Here is a 17338-nt window from a genome sequence, read left to right on the forward strand (position 1 = left end):
AAAAAACCCGATCAAATCGGGTTTTTTTATTTTGCGTAAATAATGCTTCCTGCGGGTATTGTATTGGTCATAAATTGAGGATTTGCAAACTTTAATATACTGTAATTAAAATTCTTTGAAAGCTCCTGAAAGGTGGTAGTTTTATTTGTTTTTATAACTTTCAAATCAAAAAAATCATATTTAAAGTAGCTTGGTCGCATTCCATGTTCTTTGTAAAAATTAAAAAGATAATTTACCGCTATGAATGAAGGAACATAAGCCTGAGTTTCTTTCGGCAAATACGGTCTTAATTTCCAATAGTTTTTAGTTCCGGCTTTTCTTATTGCCTTGTTTACATTTCCTGCACCACAGTTATAAGCCGAAATTGCTAAATTCCAATCTCCAAATTGTCTGTAAAGATCTCTTAAATATCTTGCTCCTGCATCCGCATTGCTCATAGGGTCATAGAACGTACTTACAAATTCATTTTTTCTTAGTCCATATTCTGCACCAGTTGCCGGCATAAATTGCCATAGTCCTGATGCACCAGCCCATGAACCGGCACGAGGATTTAAAGCACTCTCTACAACAGCTAAATATTTTAATTCTCTTGGTATTCCGTAATGATCTAATTTACTTTCAAATAATGGGAAGTAATAAACGGATAATCCTATAATTTTAGGATACCAACGATATGAAAGAAATTTTTTAACGTATGTATAAGTGACATCATTATAATCAATATTTAAAGCAGTGTTTTGATTTAAAAAATCAAAACGTGCTTTATATGTTTTAAGGTCTAATGCATCGTTAAAGGTTTCACTGCTACTATTGATATTTTTGAGGGTTTTAAGGTATTTTTCATCCTGTTTAATAAAAGTTTCTCCGTTTTCTTCTTCGATACGGTTTTGAGATTTAAAAAGTGAAAAAATCCCGATGCTTATTAGAAAAACAGTCTTTTTCATGGGCGCTATTTTTCCAAATATACGCAACTTTTTTTAGTTGGTTTCAATTATTTTTCTTATTTTTGAATAAATCTATTACAATGAAGTTTTTTCCTAAATTCAAGCAGATTTATTTAAGTGAAGTTATTCATGAATTTTTTCAGGACTTCAAAAAAATTATTATAGCTATTAGAAATGACAGTAAAAAAGGACAAAAAAGATAAATTCCATCTTAGGAAAGAACTGAACTTTAAAGAACCTATCGACAATATTAAAGATTACATCGGGAACAATCCGAAAGGAGTTTATTATATCGAGAATTCTTTTTTGACCAGTAAGCCAACAAGATATTTTATGTATCTGAGAAAACAAGGGGTAGATATGAATAAGGTTTTTGACCTAATTTTAAGAGAAGAAGATAAAAAAAACAAAAATACTGATGGGTAAAAATTCAATTATAGTAATTTTCATATTGTTAATTGCTTTTATGATTTGTGATCTGATTTTCACATTTAGCAACCTTTTTAAAGGTATTGTTTACGGCACTTTATTTATTGTCGGATTAATAATTTATTTTGCTTTCAGAGAAGTACCAAATAAGGATTCTGAAAATAATTAGATTAATTTTATTGGGGCGTTTCCCTTTTGGGTCGGGCTTTTCGCAGTCACTCTTTTATAGTTCGGAATTTGTTTTCGGACTTTTTTTATTTGTATGTTTTTTCCGACTATTAAAAAGGAGTTCCAACAATCGCTACAATCCCTAACGCAGAGCCACCCCACCCCACCGCAAGGATTTCAGGGAAGTAAAACCAAAACTTTTAAACATTCCATTTGGCCCGATTGGGCTACATTTCATTTATTAAAAACTTTGTTTTTATTTTCTCTTGATCTTTCCATTTTCTTAACGAAAAATAGAGCTTTTTTCATTCCAATTTTGCAGTTCCGTTTTCACTGGAACTGCTGTCATTTCCATTTTAAAAGCACAATTTTTCTAAAAATGAAATTATCTACGGAAAAAGACTTCCCCGAAAATCATCTGTCCGTAAGCTTTTCCTCTTTTTAGTGTCGCATTTTTTTGTACCAGGTTCTTTGGCCAGCTCATTTTTTGCGACAAAAACGCAAAGCTGCAGATCTTCAGGAGGCGTTTTTTGTACGCATCAATTCGCTGAGCTCGTGCCATCGCTCCCAGAACTTGGAACAATCATGCGACACGCCATCCCCTTTTTGATTTTTCGGCCATTCAATCCCCCACTTTTCCCGATGCCTTTTTCATGGCAGCAAAACCAAAATCCACCTACGATGGAATTTCTTTATTTGATGTGTGGAAGTTCCTAAAATTTCGAAATATCCTTTAAACGGATTTTTAATTTTTCAGGAATATAGAACTTTCCTGCATTCACATTATTCGAATTATCGGGCGTTTTTATCATTGCAAATTAAGAAATAACGCTCCTGCACAAGAAAACTTTTTTGGGAATCCGATTTTTACAAAATCAAACCCACCACAAAAAAGTTTCGAGCCGTTCCGGTTTTGTTGGTTTCATTATTTCTGTCGTCAATTAGCAAAGAAAAACGACACCTCAATTATACGAATAATGCAAAACGCAGAAGTTCTTTGACATTCCCGAAAAATTTAAAAAAATCCGAAAGGATTATCATTTCTCAATTTCAGAAACGTCCACTAAAAAAAAACTCGTGTCCTCAATACCAAATAATAAAAACTTAAATTTTACAATCATTATAAACCTTATAAATATTAAAAACTATGGAAATAACGCTTACATTTCATGCCATTATCTTTGACGGTACTTCCTATTATGTTGTATCAATCGAAGATGCAAGAGAAATAATTAAAAATGATACTTACTGCGAAATTATTAAAGAAGGCTCAGACTTTGATTTTCTTTCTAATATTGCTGATGAATTAAATAGCAACTTATAAATCTTACAAACCTTATAAATATTTAAATTATTTAAATAAAAAGTTGCGTATATTTGGAAAAACACTTAAATTTGAACAATCTAAAACATTTAATATGAAAATTTTAACATCATTTACAATCACAAAAAAACAAGAATTTGCAATTCTAATTTCAGCACAAGTTGATGAATTAGAAAAAGAACTTTCTTTTTGGCTTCCTTTATCAAAAATTACTCAAACAGAAAAAGAAATTCAAATTGATGAAGAGTTTTGGACTAAAAAACTCGAAGAATTAAAAGCACCAAAAGAAGTTGTACAAATAAATAGTAGAATCTGCGAAACTGGGGAGAAAGCCACTAAAGTAGCAGTAGAAGTTATTTTTAATAATAAGGCAGTAGAAATGTTTCTTTGGTTTCCAAATTCTCAAATCGAAAATGTTGAGACTACTCAGGATGAAGAAAATAGAGAAATATTTATTATTATGGTAGCTAAATGGATTTGGGAAAAAGCCTATTCCAGTGCTATTGAAAAACAGTTGCAATACTATAATAAAGATGAAGTGAAGTATTCCGAATCTGATTTTACTTTAATTAGTAAATTGAACTAAATCAAAAAGGGGTTTAAAAGCCCCTTTTTAAAGAATATATTCTTATAAACCTTATAAATATTATATTTAATATGCCAGTAACAAGCGATACACCTAATGATATTTATATCAGAAATATTGGAGAAAAAGAATTAGAAGCTTTTATAAAAATCAAAAATCAGTTTGGCTATACTTCTAATAATAAAACGATACAATCATTATTCATCCGATTTATAGCACTTCAAGAAGAAAATAAAAGTCTTAAATCAGAAAGAAATAATCTAATTGAAAAAAATAGAAAGCTGGAATCTACAGTTGAACATGTGAAACAATTTGCGAAAATCATTAACGGTTTTCAAGATGATTAATGTCGCATCAATCATTCAGATCTGTTCCGGAACGGTACTTTTCCAGGATGCTGAAGCGAACATAAAAAAATACTTCAGATTGTTTCAGTATTATTTATGCGAACATCAAATTAAAAACTATGGCATTAATAAACTGTCCTGAATGCAAAAAGGAAATTTCAAACAAAGCGGAATACTGCCCAAGTTGCGGATTTCCGATAAATAACAAAAACAAAAAAATTGTTGTAAAGCAATCGCAAGGGATTTTTTTAAGAACGATGAACTTTGGTTGTTTTACAGTAATAATAATGTTCCTTTTAATTGTTTATTCTTTCGTGCGGACTTCCAGTCACCCAAAGATAAATAAGATAAAAGATGAAGCTAAAACGGCTATTATCAACCGCTTTACAAAGTAAATCTAATAAAAACTAAATACGAAAAATTAAAAATGGCAAAATTAATCTTAGCAACGCATCAAAAGGGAGGTGTAGGAAAATCAACTCTTACATACAACTTAGCTTATAACATGAAGGACAGTGCTAAAGTGGCAATGATAGATGTAGATTATCAGGGTTCTTTAATGAAAATTTCTTCTCTTTCAGAAGTTCCAATTTTCAATTTTGATAAACTTGATGAACTAATGAACTCAGATTTTGATTTTATATTCGTTGACACACCGCCTTACCTATCAGAAGAGTTACCTAAATTATTTGGATTAGCTGACGTAATAATTATTCCAACAAAAGCAGGTATTTTCGACGTTATGGCTATGGAAGATACTGTAAACCTTATCAAAGAATATAATGCAGAAAGTAAAACGCTAATTGTCTTTAATATGGTGAAACCTAATACTACCCTTACCGAAGAAATTAAAACTCAGGCATCGCAATTTGAATTAAAAATTGCTAATACAATGATATCGGATTTAGTTGCATTTGGAAGATCTGTTTTAGAAGGTGGAGTAACTGATTATAATAATGCTCAGAGACAGATTGATAATCTTTCAAAAGAAATATTCACAATTTTAATACAATAATTAAAATGGCAAAAAAAGAGAAACAAGATCTCTCAGCTTTTATAAATAAGGCAAAAGAGACAAAAACGGAAGTACCTATGCAGAAAGTAGTTCCGGCAGTTCCAGTAGTTAAGAAAGATGAAAAAGAAAAAACTGTAAATTTTCCTTTCAACTTGGAACAGGATAGATTAGAATATCTCAGAAATTTTGTAATGCAGAAAAGAAGAGAAAGCGCAGAATTTTTCCACTATTCCAATACGGATGCTGTAAAGGAAGGAATTAGTTATTTAAGAGATAAATATCAGGATTTGAAGCAACGCCCTGCATCAATAAAACATTCTACAAGAGTGGGAACCAATGGGCTATTAAATGGAGTTGTGAAAGTTCAAACTACTTTTTCAGTTCCTGTTTCAGATAGAGAATTCATTTATAACCTTGTTTTTGCAAAAGATGGAAAGCCATCGGAATATAATAAAGCAGACTTTTTTGATGAATTATTAGAAGAATTAAGTGTTAGATATCCTGCAATAGAAAAGCCCTTTTAATAAAAAAAGAGTTCCGAATAAATCCGAAACCCTTTTCAACACTCAATGAATGTTTTTTCCTACACCAAATGTACAAAAAATTATTAATATGAAACACGCCTACATAACTTTTTTTAAATTGTCTGGTGCAAAAGGCACAGGGAAATTAAAAAGAATAGAAGAATGGTTAATACATGAAAGTGAAAATGTATTGCTACTCAAATTATTTAAAAAAGATGATTTTAAAATATATAAAGATTACGACCATTTAAATTTAGTTACAGCCTTCATAAGCAGTCTGTCAGATGATAATAAAGACTTATTTATTAAAATGCTAAATAGTATAGCTGAATTATACGAAGATGATTTTTTAGAGCCTTTTTCAAGTTTTCATGAAATAGGTTTGAGCATTGAAGAAGAATATTATAATAATTTTTATTTTAAAAAAAATGGCTAAAAAAGTTTACACCTGCAACGTATTTTTTAAAGAAAAATCAGGATATTACAATAGTGTTGACAATCCTGATAAGCTTGCTGAATACTTGGATGGAAAAAATACTGAATGGAAATATCTTAACGTTTATGAAAAGGATAAATTGGCAGCTAATAAGTGCGGTCTTTATCTTAGAAGAATTTACAGTAAGAATTACAACACACAGAAAAAATGAAAAAGAATAATAACAAAAATTCCCAAAAAGTATCAAAAACATTTGAGGAACACGAACCCCAATTATTTACTTTATATCCTAATGAATTAATTGATTTCTTAGGAGGAATAGAACCGCTTAAAAAATTAAATATTTTTGGTCATAGGATCATCTATGTTATTATGGAAATGCTAAAAACAACTCAGGTTCACAAAATCTCTGTTAATGAAGCAAAGGATATTATTTCAAATGATCTAACGATTAAAGATGGGCGTTTTGTTTCTCTTGCAGAGATTAAAGCAGAGGAAATTGAAAAAAGAAGAGTTTTAGAATCAGGAAAAAAACTTGCTATTATTGAAGAAAATTATTTTGCTGATAATTTTAATATGTTTCAAATGATTATACCTACAAAAGCTCTAAATGATAATGGAAATATTAAAGTTAAGGACAATAGTGTTTTTGATGAGCAATTACAAGTATTGAAAACTCTTGGAACTCATAAAGTAAAATCCCAATCAGGTAATGAAGTTCTTACCGCAAATTTTGTTGAATTACCAATTTATAATAAAGGAGATAATTATATTAGATTCTACATATCAAAACCAACAGCACAAATGCTTTTAAATAATATTGATGGTTATTCAAAGGTTTATAGAAGCATTCTTTTTTCTACTCCATCAACAATGCCTCTCAATGTCTATCTTTATATTAAAAAGAAATTTGGGAAAACGAATGGGGGTAATATAGGAATTAAAAAGTTTGTTAATGAATTGGGATTAGCCGAGCATTACAATAAGAAGTCTAAATTAACTGTATTCCTGACTGGAATTAAGAAAAAATTAAATGAAATAGGAAATATTTCTTTTGGCTTTACCATTCAGGAAGAAAACATCATATTTAGCCTTTATGAGACGAAAAATACAGTATTAGTAGAATATACTTCAAATGACGAATACAAAGCTTCAAATGCCATTAAATACATAAAAAAAAGACGAAAATTAGAAGATAATCATTTAACTTTTATTAAGAAAAAATTCAGTGAACATGGATATGAAAAGATGAGTGTAATTACAGGTAGTAGGTTAGATGCTAAAATTATAGGAACTGAGTATTTAAAGTGGTTTATAGGAAAGTGTTTAGAATTAAATTTATAATACCCCCATCGAAAGTTCCTAACAATTGTTACCCCCATCGAAAGTTCCTAACAGTTCTTACCCCCATCGGATATCTTTGTTACCCCCACCGAGTGTCTCTGTTACCCCCACTGAGTATCTCTGTTACCCCCATCGGATTTCTTTATTACCCCCATCGGATTTACCTATTACCCCCATCGGATTTCCGTTTGAAATTTAAGAAACGCCCATTAACAAAGATATTCTTCACTGTTTTGTGAGGTTACTAATAATATAAGTATAGAGTAATATATAATTCTTTAATTTAAAAATAATAGGAGTTCACCTTCGGCTCACGTACTTTTTATTTTGCCCTTCGGTCAGTTTTATTAATAGTCGGAAAAAACATACATTTTTCTACTCTTTTACTTCCCAAAAAGTTGCGCAAAAAAGGTAAAAAAATTTTAAAGACATAAAAATGAAAACATTTAACATTATATTATCTGTTTTGAAGCAGATGAAAGATAACCAAGAAAGAAAGGATTTTCTCAAATCTGTAGTATCTGACAAAAATATTTCCAGAGACGACCTGCGGAGAATTACGTGTCAAACTTTTATAGAAAGTAATTTTGTAGACAACTATTTTAAACCAAGTTTTAAGGAAATCGTAAAATCAAGACTGAAAATTTTACCTAAATTTTTTAAAAATAAATTGAAAAAGAAATAGTTTTTTTATCGATTATTCAATTACGAATTTCGTAATTTCATTAACTTATTGATAATCAACAGAAGTACATTAAAAAAAAGTTGTCATAATCGACATTATGTTAAATGAGCCCAAAAATTAATACATAATAAATTTATAAATTTCAAAAAAATATAGAATATGAATATTATAGAAAATTATCAAACATCAATACAAAACTTAAAAAAATATTTCAAAATACCTTTAGACTGGGAAGTTACTTTTAATATATATGAAACAAATTATTGGCAGTTATCAGACAGCAAAGATCTTATTTTTTATTATGTTTCAATAGAAGATTACTTAGATGATGTTGAGAGTTGTTTTATATTACCAATCACACAAGAAAAGAAATGGTACAAATTGGAGGATATTCCAAAAAATTACAATGGTGTATTCGAAGGAGAAGAATTTACAGCATTATTAGTTGATGATGATCAATATCCAGAAGACTTGGTTTTTGCAATCTTCGATAATAATAAAAATTTAGACACACTGGAAGAAACAGGTAAATTAGATAGTAGAAAATTCTAAAATATTTCAAAAATAAAAAATGGTACAATCTCTTGTACCATTTACGCCAAATCACAATCATTAATATGTGTACATATCTAATTGAACGGCAAATATATAAAAATAAATCTCTTTTATAATGGACAATCTTAGAACAAAGTTTTGTAATTTTATTTACTTATTAATCTTCCTTTCTACTAATTTTTTTTTATCCCAAACAAGAGCAAAAGTTGTAGGTATTAAAGATGGAGATACTGTTGTGGTTTTACTTTCTAACAATACACAAAAAACTTTAAGGTTAGCAGAAGTCGATTGCCCAGAGAGCGGACAACCTTTCGGTAAAAATGCTAAAAAATTTACAAGTGATCAAATTTTCGGAAAATCTATCGAATTTTTGGAAACTGATAAAGACCGTTACGGAAGAAGCATAGCAAAAATTTATTATGACAATAAATATTTGTCACAAGAAATTATAAAATCAGGTCTTGGTTGGTGGTATTTCCGTTATTCTAATAATAAAAAGCTTGGAGAATTGGAAAATACAGCAAGAAATAAAAAGGTAGGTTTATGGAGCGATACTCGTGCAGTTGCTCCGTGGGATTTTAGAAAATTTAGAAATCAAAATTAATTATATTTATATATTAAAATTTAACTCATGGAAAATAACGATTCAAAAACGGATGATGTAAAAACTGATGATCTATGCGTAGATTGTAAAGAACTTATTGGAAAAGGTAGATATACTCCACCTCATAAAAATTTAGTCCAAACAAGTTTTAAAGAGGTAAAATCCCAATTCGGAAATGTAGATGAGTATTATTACAAGTGCAAAGCTTGTTCTAAAACTTGGATGCATGAAACTGGAAGTTATGGAGAAGGATGGCTTTAATAAAAAATCTATGCGTACAAAAACTATTACCGGTACAGCTCCAGTTCTTGTTTTATGTACGCATAAATTGCTGAAGCTTTGTAGATATCTTCAAGATCCGGATTTATAAGTGCGACAAAAAATATATTTTTAAAAATTAACTTTTAAATGGTTATGGAACATATACAACAATTAGATTTACAAGATTTTCTTACATCTACTTTGACCGTTTACATTAAAGATTTGGGAACTGAAAGAGATACTGTAGAAAGTTATATTTCATTATTTAATACAATAGAAGATTATAAAGAAAAAATAAGTCGAAAGGATTTTTTAAAACTTCTTTCAGATGTTCAAAATGTATTATTAAATGATAATAGCATTCATTACAGAAAGGGAGCGGGTGAGTTTTTATTGGATATTATTAAATTAAGAAGTACAATTGAATTTATAATTGGTAGATGGAATGATTATTATCTATCTATAAAAGATTATCTACAAAAAAATCCCTATCAAAAAGTTATAATTGAACATAATGAAAATCCTTTCATTTTCTACCTGCATTTCGATAATGATAATGACGAGTTTGGAGATTGTATAGAAATCCTAAGCAACCGAGATTTATTAGTTGGTGATTTTCTTGATTTCAGCGATCATGAAATTTCAGAAAATGTTGAGCATGTTTATAATACGCCTATTTTTAGAATTGTGAAAAGAATGTATTCTGTAGAATTTGGTGAAATGAATTTACATTTAGTCCCTTTTATTGAATAGACTTTTTAATTCTAAAAAGATGTACCATTTTTAATAAGATTATCGATTTCAAGCTTTATTTGTTCCTTTGTCAATGGCTCAAATTCTACAACTTCATAAGCATCTTGTAGATACCCCAAAATTTCATCATCAATCAATGCTGATAGATAAACATACAATTTTCGTCTATTCTTATTTTCAAAATAGAACTCATTAAATTGAGTAATAGAATCTGCCGCATCTTGCCATTTTGTTTGAAAATATTCGTCAAATTCATGACCTTTTCTTTGGGCTTCCCCATGTATTAAATTAATAGCATCGTTAAAATATCCTTCTAAATCGGTAGGATCATTAATAAAATAATCAATAAAAATATCTTTTGGTGTTAGTTCCATTATTCAAATAAATTTCCTTGTAGTCCTTTAATTTTTTCAGGTTCCAAATTTAATGCTAATAATTGCGGATTTAAATTTGGGAAAATTATATTTTCTAATTCATCACTTTTCAAAAATATATCAGCTTGTTTTTTATTCAAACAAATAGGCATTCTTTTTTTATTATTATGAATGTCGGTCATTAATTCATTTGATGGCGTTGTCAGGATTCCAAAGGAAACTTTTTTGTCGTTATAAAAACGCCATAAGCCTGCTAAATAAAAAGTTTCTTCCTTTTCCATAGTAATATAATGCTTCACTTTAATTTTGGAATTATTATAGTGTTTCCACTCATAGAAACCATTGACAGGAATAATGCAATGTTGATCTGTAAATTCTTTAAACATAGTTGTTTCCGAAACATTTTCAGATTTAATATTTAAACCAATTGTAATATTTTTATTTGTTTCTGGAATATTCGGATTAAAACGCCATTTTGCAATTATAATCTCAGAACTTTCATCAGTAATAATAGGTACATTTGGATGTGTTAGACCACTAACGTAAGCAGAAATGTTTCTTTTAATTTCTTCGTCTCTCTCGTCTCCAATACCAAATTTTGAATTGTCAATAAAATAGCACATAATTTACGCTTTTACTCTAATGAGTTGGTTAATATCTGTAGTATGTCTTGGTGAAAGATTTTTTTGATTCATTTTCCAAGTTTTTTGAATATCCATTGAACCTAATTTAATTTTGTCCGCACCCAATCGTTTATTCATTCGATCTATTACAGTCATAATTGGTTTATGTTTTTCGTGAAAATCTTCATCAAACATGCTCGTCATTCTTTCATTATCCGGGACAAATTCCGTTAGCATCACACCCGCTTTTTTGTATTGAAAAAAAGGTAAGTATATTTTTTCTAAACCTTTCAAAGCCATTGCAGACAATTCAATTGCTGAACTGGATGGATTTGGCAGAGCTAATGTTATAGAGTTACTATACTGTTTTAGATCGGCTTTAAAACGGTCTGTCATTATAAATACAGTAATGAAATTACAACAAGAATTTTGTTTCCGTAATTTTTCAGAACATTTAAAAGCAAACGTAGAAATCCTTTCTTTCAGTACTTCTAAGTTGTCTGTTCTCTTATCAAAAGTTCTACTTGTGCCAATGCCTTTTTTTGCTTTATGCTCAGATAGATCATATTGAGGAATCCCCCTAAGTTCCTTATGCATACGTAACCCATAGATTCCCATTTCTTTCTGTACATAAGCTTCCGGCAATTGTGTAAAATCCCAAGCTTTTTTTACTCCGATTCTTGAAAACCTTTCTGCGTATCTTCTTCCGATACCCCAAACGTCCTCTAAAGGAAGCCATTTTAATGCCTTTTCTATCTTATTTTGAGAATCAATTACATAGGTATGTCCTAATTCGTCTGAGTGTTTTTTTACAATTTTATTGGCAACTTTTGCCAGAGTTTTAGTCGGAGCAAGCCCAATACTACACGGAATATCCAAACCTGTAAAAACAGTGTTTCTAAGGTCGTTGCAATGGTCTTTTAAATTTAAGTATTCGTAACCGTGAAAATCAAGAAAAGATTCGTCCACGCTGTAGACCTCAATATCTCGGCAGTATCTACGGCTGATATTGACAATTCTATTGGAGATATCACCATATAAAACAAAGTTTGCTGAAAAAACTGCTACATTATGTTTTTTGATTATATCCTCAATTTGAAAAGCAGGTGCGCCCATTTTAATGCCTAAAGCTTTAGCTTCGGGACTTCGAGCAATTGCGCAACCATCATTGTTTGATAGAACAATAACAGGTTTATCCCTCAAATCGGGGCGAAATAGCCTCTCGCAACTTGCGTAAAAATTATTACCGTCGATTAATCCGAACATTTTTATAATCTATGTAGGTTCCATGTAGATCTTCCCCAATACGTAAAATCTGAATCAGAAGAAATATATAAATCTGAATATTCAGGATTTTCTGATTTCAGTGTAATACTCTCAAGACTGGATGAATTTTCTTTGAAACTTGGTCTGTATTTTTTAACATAAAATTCTCCATCTAAAAAAACAATTATTACATCGTTTTCTTTCGGTAACATTCCTTTCTGAATTATTAAAATATCTCCATCAAATACGCCTATTCCATTTAAAGAATCACCTGTTACAAAAGCAAAAAAAACGGTTTCTTTATCTTTTATAAGAAGTTTTAAAAGGTCGATTGTATCTTCTGGAAAATCGAGTGCCGGACTTTCAAAACTACCGTATCCACCTGCTTTAACTTTAGCAGGGAGAACAGGAATAATAAAAGTTTCATCTTCCGTAAATTTTAATAGTTGAATTGGACTTTTCACATTACAAAATTAGACAGATTTTTATTAGTTAATTTATGATTTGTTGTTAAAATTTCATGTACCAAATCAAAATGCCCACTACGACAGAACTTGTCGTATTTTAATTTATTTTAAAAGTATAGTTTATCAATAAAGTATCGGAAAACCATCAAAAACATATCAAATTTGTTTTGTGTATCAATTTTTTAATACATTTGTACTGTAATTAAAATTACGGTGATCCGTAAGAAACAACCCAGCGAGTTGCAATCGCTGAGTTGAATTTAAAGATTAGCATTACATAAATAATTTGACGATTTCGGCTAACGCTCTCACAAAAGTTGCAATGCCTTTCCAGTCTATTTTTTTCATTATTGTTATTTTTTAAATATTACAAACCCACACAGAGAGGCGCTTAAATCTCTGTTGTAGATTCAATTCACTTTGGGTCTATTTTAAACAGAACAAGTTCTGTTTAAAGCGCAATACACTTTAAATCATAATCTTTTTGTTTGTGATTAAATTAATTAAGAACTACCGCAGTCGCCAAACTTGAAGGTAGTTTTTTGTTTTTACAAAGATACTAAAAATTCTCTCTGACTCTTTTTGGCTAATTTTCAGATTGCAAAGATACGAAGCGTTTTTTCGGATTGCAAAAAGGTAAAATTTGTTATTAAGTTTCCTGATTTTAAGATCATTTATTTTACAAATTTAAGAGTAATATTCCTGAATTACAAAAGGGTTGATGCTGAGATTAAGAATCTCTGTTAAAGCCTTCTGAAAGCTTAATAGGAGCAACCAATTAAAAAAAATTTAATACAAAAAAAATCCCCGACTATTTCGAGGACTAAAAACTAATAACCATGAAACTCAGTTAACCATGAGAATCACACAAATATAGGAATTAATTTTATTAATGAATATTCATTAAACTACGGTTTTCCGTAATTATCACAATGATATTCACAATAATTTTATCTCATGAAAGAAATTAAATTTATCGATCCAGAGGAAAATAAAAATACTTCTGAAAATCCGATCAAAGAAATAATTATTGAGTTTTTAAAAGATGGTTTAAGTCAAAAACAAATTGCTTTTGAACTTCAAAAAAAGGAGGTTAAGCCGAACAGCCTGAGCTCAATTGAAAAATATTTGAAAGCGTTACGAGAAGAATATGGAGCATCTACTCTTTTTCATTTAGCGTGTCTAATGATAAAAAGTGGTGAATTAATTATTGATGATTTGTAAAAGTTGCGTATATTTGGAATTAAAGCAATCAATTACAATTTATAAATTATGAAAAAGTTAGTTTTTATGACGTTTTTAGGGTTAACTTTAGTTGTTTCATGCAATAAAGAAAATCCTGCTATTTCTAAGTATAAAGATATTACCGAAGGAGTTGATATTAGTAAATTTTCTGATAGTGAAAAGCTTGAATATTTTGCCAAAATAGATATTAATAACTATGAATTACATAATTTTTCTATTAAAAAAATAAATAATAGCCCTGTTTCAGAAAATCAGAAAGCGAATTTCGAAAAAGATAAAATTGAGTTCAATACTAAGCCAAAATTCTATGATAAAACTAAATTTTTTGGAATTGTTAATCATAAAATTGAAATTTCTGATACTAAAAAGGATGGTTACTTTTCTACGAATGATGCAAGTATTTTTATTTCAGGATATTTTAATGAAGGAAAATTTTATTTCACTGAGATCAATAAATTAGGATATTAATTTTATTGGGGCGTTTCCCTTTTGGGTCGGGCTTTTCGCAGTCACTCTTTTATAGTTCGGAATTTGTTTTGGACTTTTTATTTGTATGTTTTTTCCGACTATTAAAAAGGAGTTCCAACAATCGCTACAATCCCTAACGCAGAGCCACCCCACCCCACCGCAAGGATTTCAGGGAAGTAAAGCAAAACTTTTAAACATTCCATTTGGCCCGATTGGGCTACATTTCATTTATTAAAAACTTTGCTTTTATTTTCTCTCGATCTTTCCATTTTCTTAACGAAAAATAGAGCTTTTTTCATTCCATTTTGCAGTTCCGTTCTCACTGGAACTGCTGTCATTTCCATTTTAAAAGCACAATTTTTCTAAAAATGAAATTATCTACGGAAAAAGACTTCCCCGAAAATCCTCTGTCCTTAAGCTTTTCCTCTTTTCAGTGTCGCATTTTTTTGTACCAGGTTCTTTGGCCAGCTCATTTTTTGCGACAAAAACGCAAAGCTGCAGATCTTCCGGAGGCGTTTTTTGTACGCATCAATTCGCTGAGCTCGTGCCATCGCTCCCAGAACTTGGAACAATCATGCGACACGCCATCCCCTTTTTTGATTTTTCGGCCATTCAATCCCCCGCTTTTCCCGATGCCTTTTTCATGGCAGCAAAACCAAAATCCACCTACGATGGAATTTCTTTATTTGATGTGTGGAAGTTCCTAAAATTTCGAAATATCCTTTAAACGGATTTTTAATTTTTCAGGAATGTAGAACTTTCCTGCATTCACATTATTCGAATTATCGGGCGTTTTTATCATTGCAAATTAAGAAATAACGCTCCTGCACAAAAAAACTTTTTTGGGAATCCGATTTTTGCAAAATCAAACCCACCACAAAAAAGTTTCGAGCCGTTCCGGTTTTGTTGGTTTCATTATTTCTGTCGTCAATTAGCAAAGAAAAACGACACCTCAATTATACGAATAATGCAAAACGCAGAAGTTCTTTGACATTCCCGAAAAATTTAAAAAAATCCGAAAGGATTATCATTTCTCAATTTCAGAAACGTCCACTAAAAAAAAAACTCGTGTCCTCAATACCAAATAATAAAAACTTAAAATTTTACAATCCTTACAAACCTTATAAATATTAAATTATGAAAACAGTATTTCAAAAAATAAAAAAAATATTCTTAGTAAAGAATAATAGAGAAACAATAACATTAGATACAATTAATATCGAAGAATTGAAAAATAAAATAATTAATAATATTGCTACAAACACACTTTGTGCAAAATCAGGTAAACCGATTTTTTTTAATGATTCTTTTTATATGTTAGCTTGTGATAAGTATCATATTGATTTAGATATTGACCCAATAATTTTAGATGTTTCAGATGGTGTTTTTTCTTCTGCTCAGGATTTCGATAAAGATGAAGAACATAATACTGGATATTTTTACATTAGTAAATTATGTAAAGATGATTTAAGACTAATTTATAATAACATTATTGAAAATAGATTTTATTATAATGAATATGGTCAAAAAGTAGAATTTTCTTTATAAACCTTATAAATCATATAAACCTAATAAATATTAAAAATGAAAAAATCAATTTTTATCCTAATTGCTATAATTATAGTAGTATTATCAAGTTTTTATTTCGGCTACATATATGCAAGATATGAAGCCAACAGCAGAGCAAAAGAAATGATTCTAAATGATGAAATTCCTAATTATTATATGGAAGTCTGGACAGTAGATTATCTCATAAATAATGCAAACGGCGACTTACAAAAAATGTTACCTAAGCAAAAACAAAACCGTGAATTAAATAAATCTAGTAATCTTAATAAATATAAAAATGATTAAAACCATAATTTATTATCTCAATGCAACATTCATCATAACTTTTTCAAAGGATTTTAAATCCTTTGAAAAAGAATATACGCAGAAAAGCCCCGAACAACATTTTCAAGATGCAGGTAAAACATTTACAGAAAAGGAAAAAAAATATTTAGACATCATTCATACCTGCTACGTCTATTTTTAACAAACCTTATAAACCTTATAAATCGAATAAATATTTAAAATATAAAAATTATTAAAATGGAAAATTATATTATTTCAATCTTAGCAGTAATAGCAAGTTTATTAATCATCCTTACAGTGATGAAAATTTTAAAATTTCTTTGGAACAAAGTAATTCACAAAGTCATTATATTTTTTAAACCTGAATTAAAAAATATTTATGATCTGACAAAATGGATTTTCAAAAAGCTTCCTCTTAAAGCTCAGAAAAAAATTAAATCTTTATAAATATTAAAATTATAAAAATTATCAAAATGAAAGGATTTTTTATTACTCGCAACTTAGATGAATTTTTAAAAACTCACAGTTGCGAGTTTTTGAAAATAATCATTGCTGATATGCAGGATAGAGTAGATGTATCAGTAGAAGAATTTCAAGTTTGGCGACTTAAAAGAAAATATAAAAACAATTTTTTACTGGTTTTGGATGATGGTAATTATAACAAGGTTTGTACTATTGCTGTAATGCTACCTAATTGTACCGTAAATAAACTTAAACTTTATTTTGAGAACAATGTATTATGTTTTCCTAATGAACGATAAAATCGCCCTGTAAAGCTTTAATTAGTAACTCCCTATATGGGAGTTTTTTTATGAGCGTTTTTTTTGTCACAATTTTTGGTCAAAAATTGTGACAAAAAAAAGGAGCAGAACCCCTCTGCTTTGCCCTTTTCAGTTCTGCATTTACTTTCAGTGTCGCATTTTTTTGTACCAGGTTCTTTGGCCAGCTCATTTTTTGCGACAAAAACGCAAAGCTGCAGATCTTCCGGAGGCGTTTTTTGTACGCATCAATTCGCTGAGCTCGTGCCATCGCTCCCAGAACTTGGAACAATCATGCGACACGCCAT

26 protein-coding genes are annotated in these 17338 nt (G+C 29.7%); 21 read left to right on the plus strand and 5 right to left on the minus strand.

What is annotated here, in order from left to right; translation table 11 throughout:
- Positions 1-26: 26 nt before the first annotated feature.
- A complete protein-coding gene (locus J4Q03_RS20270; protein ID WP_426049928.1) occupies positions 27-944 on the minus strand; it encodes a lytic transglycosylase domain-containing protein in 918 nt (305 codons plus the stop codon).
- Positions 945-1118: 174 nt separating this feature from the next.
- Between J4Q03_RS20270 and J4Q03_RS20275 the strand changes: the two genes are divergently transcribed.
- The 15 genes from J4Q03_RS20275 to J4Q03_RS20345 all read left to right on the plus strand — a co-directional run bounded on the left by J4Q03_RS20275 (position 1119) and on the right by J4Q03_RS20345 (position 9975).
- A complete protein-coding gene (locus J4Q03_RS20275) occupies positions 1119-1370 on the plus strand; it encodes a hypothetical protein (RefSeq protein ID WP_426049929.1) in 252 nt (83 codons plus the stop codon).
- Between the two features lie 1318 nt (positions 1371-2688).
- A complete protein-coding gene (locus J4Q03_RS20280; protein WP_426049930.1) occupies positions 2689-2865 on the plus strand; it encodes a hypothetical protein in 177 nt (58 codons plus the stop codon).
- Between the two features lie 94 nt (positions 2866-2959).
- On the plus strand, positions 2960-3451 hold the full coding sequence (locus tag J4Q03_RS20285) for a hypothetical protein (RefSeq protein ID WP_426049931.1): 492 nt from the start codon (positions 2960-2962) through the stop codon (positions 3449-3451).
- Positions 3452-3522: 71 nt separating this feature from the next.
- Positions 3523-3798: a hypothetical protein gene (locus tag J4Q03_RS20290; RefSeq protein ID WP_426049932.1), complete on the plus strand. Its 276-nt coding sequence runs from the start codon at positions 3523-3525 to the stop codon at positions 3796-3798.
- A gap of 119 nt (positions 3799-3917) precedes the next feature.
- Positions 3918-4193, plus strand: coding sequence for a hypothetical protein (locus J4Q03_RS20295; protein WP_426049933.1), 276 nt, complete (start codon positions 3918-3920; stop codon positions 4191-4193).
- A gap of 32 nt (positions 4194-4225) precedes the next feature.
- Positions 4226-4813 carry an AAA family ATPase gene (locus J4Q03_RS20300; RefSeq protein ID WP_426049934.1) on the plus strand — a complete coding sequence of 196 codons (588 nt, stop codon included), beginning with the start codon at positions 4226-4228 and terminating at the stop codon, positions 4811-4813.
- A gap of 5 nt (positions 4814-4818) precedes the next feature.
- A complete protein-coding gene (locus J4Q03_RS20305) occupies positions 4819-5337 on the plus strand; it encodes a hypothetical protein (RefSeq protein ID WP_426049935.1) in 519 nt (172 codons plus the stop codon).
- Positions 5338-5425: 88 nt separating this feature from the next.
- The gene (locus tag J4Q03_RS20310) at positions 5426-5773 is read left to right on the plus strand and encodes a hypothetical protein (RefSeq protein WP_426049936.1); all 348 of its coding nucleotides are present in this window, start codon (positions 5426-5428) and stop codon (positions 5771-5773) included.
- Positions 5766-5984, plus strand: a complete 219-nt coding sequence (locus tag J4Q03_RS20315) for a hypothetical protein (RefSeq protein WP_426049937.1) — start codon at positions 5766-5768, stop codon at positions 5982-5984. Before J4Q03_RS20310 ends, J4Q03_RS20315 begins: the two co-directional genes overlap by 8 nt.
- Positions 5981-7117 (plus strand): hypothetical protein, encoded by a 1137-nt coding sequence (locus tag J4Q03_RS20320; RefSeq protein WP_426049938.1) that lies wholly within the window; start codon positions 5981-5983, stop codon positions 7115-7117. Before J4Q03_RS20315 ends, J4Q03_RS20320 begins: the two co-directional genes overlap by 4 nt.
- Before the next feature lie 436 nt (positions 7118-7553).
- On the plus strand, positions 7554-7802 hold the full coding sequence (locus J4Q03_RS20325) for a hypothetical protein (protein WP_426049939.1): 249 nt from the start codon (positions 7554-7556) through the stop codon (positions 7800-7802).
- 159 nt (positions 7803-7961) lie between these two features.
- Positions 7962-8354 carry a hypothetical protein gene (locus tag J4Q03_RS20330; protein ID WP_426049940.1) on the plus strand — a complete coding sequence of 131 codons (393 nt, stop codon included), beginning with the start codon at positions 7962-7964 and terminating at the stop codon, positions 8352-8354.
- Between the two features lie 118 nt (positions 8355-8472).
- Positions 8473-8961, plus strand: coding sequence for a thermonuclease family protein (locus tag J4Q03_RS20335; protein WP_426049941.1), 489 nt, complete (start codon positions 8473-8475; stop codon positions 8959-8961).
- A 27-nt stretch (positions 8962-8988) separates the two neighbouring features.
- Complete coding sequence (locus J4Q03_RS20340) at positions 8989-9222, plus strand: hypothetical protein (protein ID WP_426049942.1); 234 nt, start codon at positions 8989-8991, stop codon at positions 9220-9222.
- Positions 9223-9375: 153 nt separating this feature from the next.
- Positions 9376-9975 (plus strand): hypothetical protein, encoded by a 600-nt coding sequence (locus J4Q03_RS20345; RefSeq protein WP_426049943.1) that lies wholly within the window; start codon positions 9376-9378, stop codon positions 9973-9975.
- Between the two features lie 11 nt (positions 9976-9986).
- Here J4Q03_RS20345 and J4Q03_RS20350 read toward each other — a convergent pair whose 3' ends face one another.
- From J4Q03_RS20350 to J4Q03_RS20365, 4 genes are read right to left on the minus strand one after another with little or no spacing between them, the layout of a single operon-like run.
- Positions 9987-10349, minus strand: coding sequence for a hypothetical protein (locus tag J4Q03_RS20350; protein ID WP_426049944.1), 363 nt, complete (start codon positions 10347-10349; stop codon positions 9987-9989).
- The gene (locus tag J4Q03_RS20355) at positions 10349-10972 is read right to left on the minus strand and encodes an SOS response-associated peptidase family protein (RefSeq protein WP_426049945.1); all 624 of its coding nucleotides are present in this window, start codon (positions 10970-10972) and stop codon (positions 10349-10351) included. Before J4Q03_RS20355 ends, J4Q03_RS20350 begins: the two co-directional genes overlap by 1 nt.
- 3 nt (positions 10973-10975) lie before the next feature.
- Positions 10976-12238: a Y-family DNA polymerase gene (locus tag J4Q03_RS20360; protein ID WP_426049946.1), complete on the minus strand. Its 1263-nt coding sequence runs from the start codon at positions 12236-12238 to the stop codon at positions 10976-10978.
- Positions 12239-12240: 2 nt separating this feature from the next.
- Positions 12241-12702 carry a LexA family protein gene (locus J4Q03_RS20365; protein ID WP_426049947.1) on the minus strand — a complete coding sequence of 154 codons (462 nt, stop codon included), beginning with the start codon at positions 12700-12702 and terminating at the stop codon, positions 12241-12243.
- A 960-nt stretch (positions 12703-13662) separates the two neighbouring features.
- Here J4Q03_RS20365 and J4Q03_RS20370 point away from each other — a divergent pair.
- From J4Q03_RS20370 to J4Q03_RS20395, 6 genes are all read left to right on the plus strand, one after another.
- Positions 13663-13929 (plus strand): helix-turn-helix transcriptional regulator, encoded by a 267-nt coding sequence (locus J4Q03_RS20370; protein WP_426049948.1) that lies wholly within the window; start codon positions 13663-13665, stop codon positions 13927-13929.
- A gap of 48 nt (positions 13930-13977) precedes the next feature.
- Positions 13978-14418, plus strand: coding sequence for a hypothetical protein (locus J4Q03_RS20375; protein WP_426049949.1), 441 nt, complete (start codon positions 13978-13980; stop codon positions 14416-14418).
- Positions 14419-15555: 1137 nt separating this feature from the next.
- Complete coding sequence (locus tag J4Q03_RS20380) at positions 15556-15966, plus strand: hypothetical protein (RefSeq protein WP_426049950.1); 411 nt, start codon at positions 15556-15558, stop codon at positions 15964-15966.
- A 36-nt stretch (positions 15967-16002) separates the two neighbouring features.
- The gene (locus tag J4Q03_RS20385) at positions 16003-16272 is read left to right on the plus strand and encodes a hypothetical protein (RefSeq protein WP_426049951.1); all 270 of its coding nucleotides are present in this window, start codon (positions 16003-16005) and stop codon (positions 16270-16272) included.
- Between the two features lie 237 nt (positions 16273-16509).
- The gene (locus tag J4Q03_RS20390) at positions 16510-16719 is read left to right on the plus strand and encodes a hypothetical protein (RefSeq protein ID WP_426049952.1); all 210 of its coding nucleotides are present in this window, start codon (positions 16510-16512) and stop codon (positions 16717-16719) included.
- Positions 16720-16745: 26 nt separating this feature from the next.
- Complete coding sequence (locus tag J4Q03_RS20395; RefSeq protein ID WP_426049953.1) at positions 16746-17033, plus strand: DUF6876 family protein; 288 nt, start codon at positions 16746-16748, stop codon at positions 17031-17033.
- Positions 17034-17338 lie beyond the last annotated feature (305 nt).

The sequence above is a fragment of the Chryseobacterium sp. NFX27 genome (assembly GCF_049887855.1).
Classification (GTDB): Bacteria; Bacteroidota; Bacteroidia; order Flavobacteriales; family Weeksellaceae; genus Chryseobacterium.

What these genes read in the sequence shown, in the direction of transcription:
- J4Q03_RS20270 (WP_426049928.1), bottom strand. Translation starts at nt 944, where the DNA reads ATGAAAAAGACTGTTTTTCTAATAAGCATCGGGATTTTTTCACTTTTT.
- J4Q03_RS20275 (WP_426049929.1), top strand. Translation starts at nt 1,119, where the DNA reads ATGACAGTAAAAAAGGACAAAAAAGATAAATTCCATCTTAGGAAAGAA.
- J4Q03_RS20280 (WP_426049930.1), top strand. Translation starts at nt 2,689, where the DNA reads ATGGAAATAACGCTTACATTTCATGCCATTATCTTTGACGGTACTTCC.
- J4Q03_RS20285 (WP_426049931.1), top strand. Translation starts at nt 2,960, where the DNA reads ATGAAAATTTTAACATCATTTACAATCACAAAAAAACAAGAATTTGCA.
- J4Q03_RS20290 (WP_426049932.1), top strand. Translation starts at nt 3,523, where the DNA reads ATGCCAGTAACAAGCGATACACCTAATGATATTTATATCAGAAATATT.
- J4Q03_RS20295 (WP_426049933.1), top strand. Translation starts at nt 3,918, where the DNA reads ATGGCATTAATAAACTGTCCTGAATGCAAAAAGGAAATTTCAAACAAA.
- J4Q03_RS20300 (WP_426049934.1), top strand. Translation starts at nt 4,226, where the DNA reads ATGGCAAAATTAATCTTAGCAACGCATCAAAAGGGAGGTGTAGGAAAA.
- J4Q03_RS20305 (WP_426049935.1), top strand. Translation starts at nt 4,819, where the DNA reads ATGGCAAAAAAAGAGAAACAAGATCTCTCAGCTTTTATAAATAAGGCA.
- J4Q03_RS20310 (WP_426049936.1), top strand. Translation starts at nt 5,426, where the DNA reads ATGAAACACGCCTACATAACTTTTTTTAAATTGTCTGGTGCAAAAGGC.
- J4Q03_RS20315 (WP_426049937.1), top strand. Translation starts at nt 5,766, where the DNA reads ATGGCTAAAAAAGTTTACACCTGCAACGTATTTTTTAAAGAAAAATCA.
- J4Q03_RS20320 (WP_426049938.1), top strand. Translation starts at nt 5,981, where the DNA reads ATGAAAAAGAATAATAACAAAAATTCCCAAAAAGTATCAAAAACATTT.
- J4Q03_RS20325 (WP_426049939.1), top strand. Translation starts at nt 7,554, where the DNA reads ATGAAAACATTTAACATTATATTATCTGTTTTGAAGCAGATGAAAGAT.
- J4Q03_RS20330 (WP_426049940.1), top strand. Translation starts at nt 7,962, where the DNA reads ATGAATATTATAGAAAATTATCAAACATCAATACAAAACTTAAAAAAA.
- J4Q03_RS20335 (WP_426049941.1), top strand. Translation starts at nt 8,473, where the DNA reads ATGGACAATCTTAGAACAAAGTTTTGTAATTTTATTTACTTATTAATC.
- J4Q03_RS20340 (WP_426049942.1), top strand. Translation starts at nt 8,989, where the DNA reads ATGGAAAATAACGATTCAAAAACGGATGATGTAAAAACTGATGATCTA.
- J4Q03_RS20345 (WP_426049943.1), top strand. Translation starts at nt 9,376, where the DNA reads ATGGAACATATACAACAATTAGATTTACAAGATTTTCTTACATCTACT.
- J4Q03_RS20350 (WP_426049944.1), bottom strand. Translation starts at nt 10,349, where the DNA reads ATGGAACTAACACCAAAAGATATTTTTATTGATTATTTTATTAATGAT.
- J4Q03_RS20355 (WP_426049945.1), bottom strand. Translation starts at nt 10,972, where the DNA reads ATGTGCTATTTTATTGACAATTCAAAATTTGGTATTGGAGACGAGAGA.
- J4Q03_RS20360 (WP_426049946.1), bottom strand. Translation starts at nt 12,238, where the DNA reads ATGTTCGGATTAATCGACGGTAATAATTTTTACGCAAGTTGCGAGAGG.
- J4Q03_RS20370 (WP_426049948.1), top strand. Translation starts at nt 13,663, where the DNA reads ATGAAAGAAATTAAATTTATCGATCCAGAGGAAAATAAAAATACTTCT.
- J4Q03_RS20375 (WP_426049949.1), top strand. Translation starts at nt 13,978, where the DNA reads ATGAAAAAGTTAGTTTTTATGACGTTTTTAGGGTTAACTTTAGTTGTT.
- J4Q03_RS20380 (WP_426049950.1), top strand. Translation starts at nt 15,556, where the DNA reads ATGAAAACAGTATTTCAAAAAATAAAAAAAATATTCTTAGTAAAGAAT.
- J4Q03_RS20385 (WP_426049951.1), top strand. Translation starts at nt 16,003, where the DNA reads ATGAAAAAATCAATTTTTATCCTAATTGCTATAATTATAGTAGTATTA.
- J4Q03_RS20390 (WP_426049952.1), top strand. Translation starts at nt 16,510, where the DNA reads ATGGAAAATTATATTATTTCAATCTTAGCAGTAATAGCAAGTTTATTA.
- J4Q03_RS20395 (WP_426049953.1), top strand. Translation starts at nt 16,746, where the DNA reads ATGAAAGGATTTTTTATTACTCGCAACTTAGATGAATTTTTAAAAACT.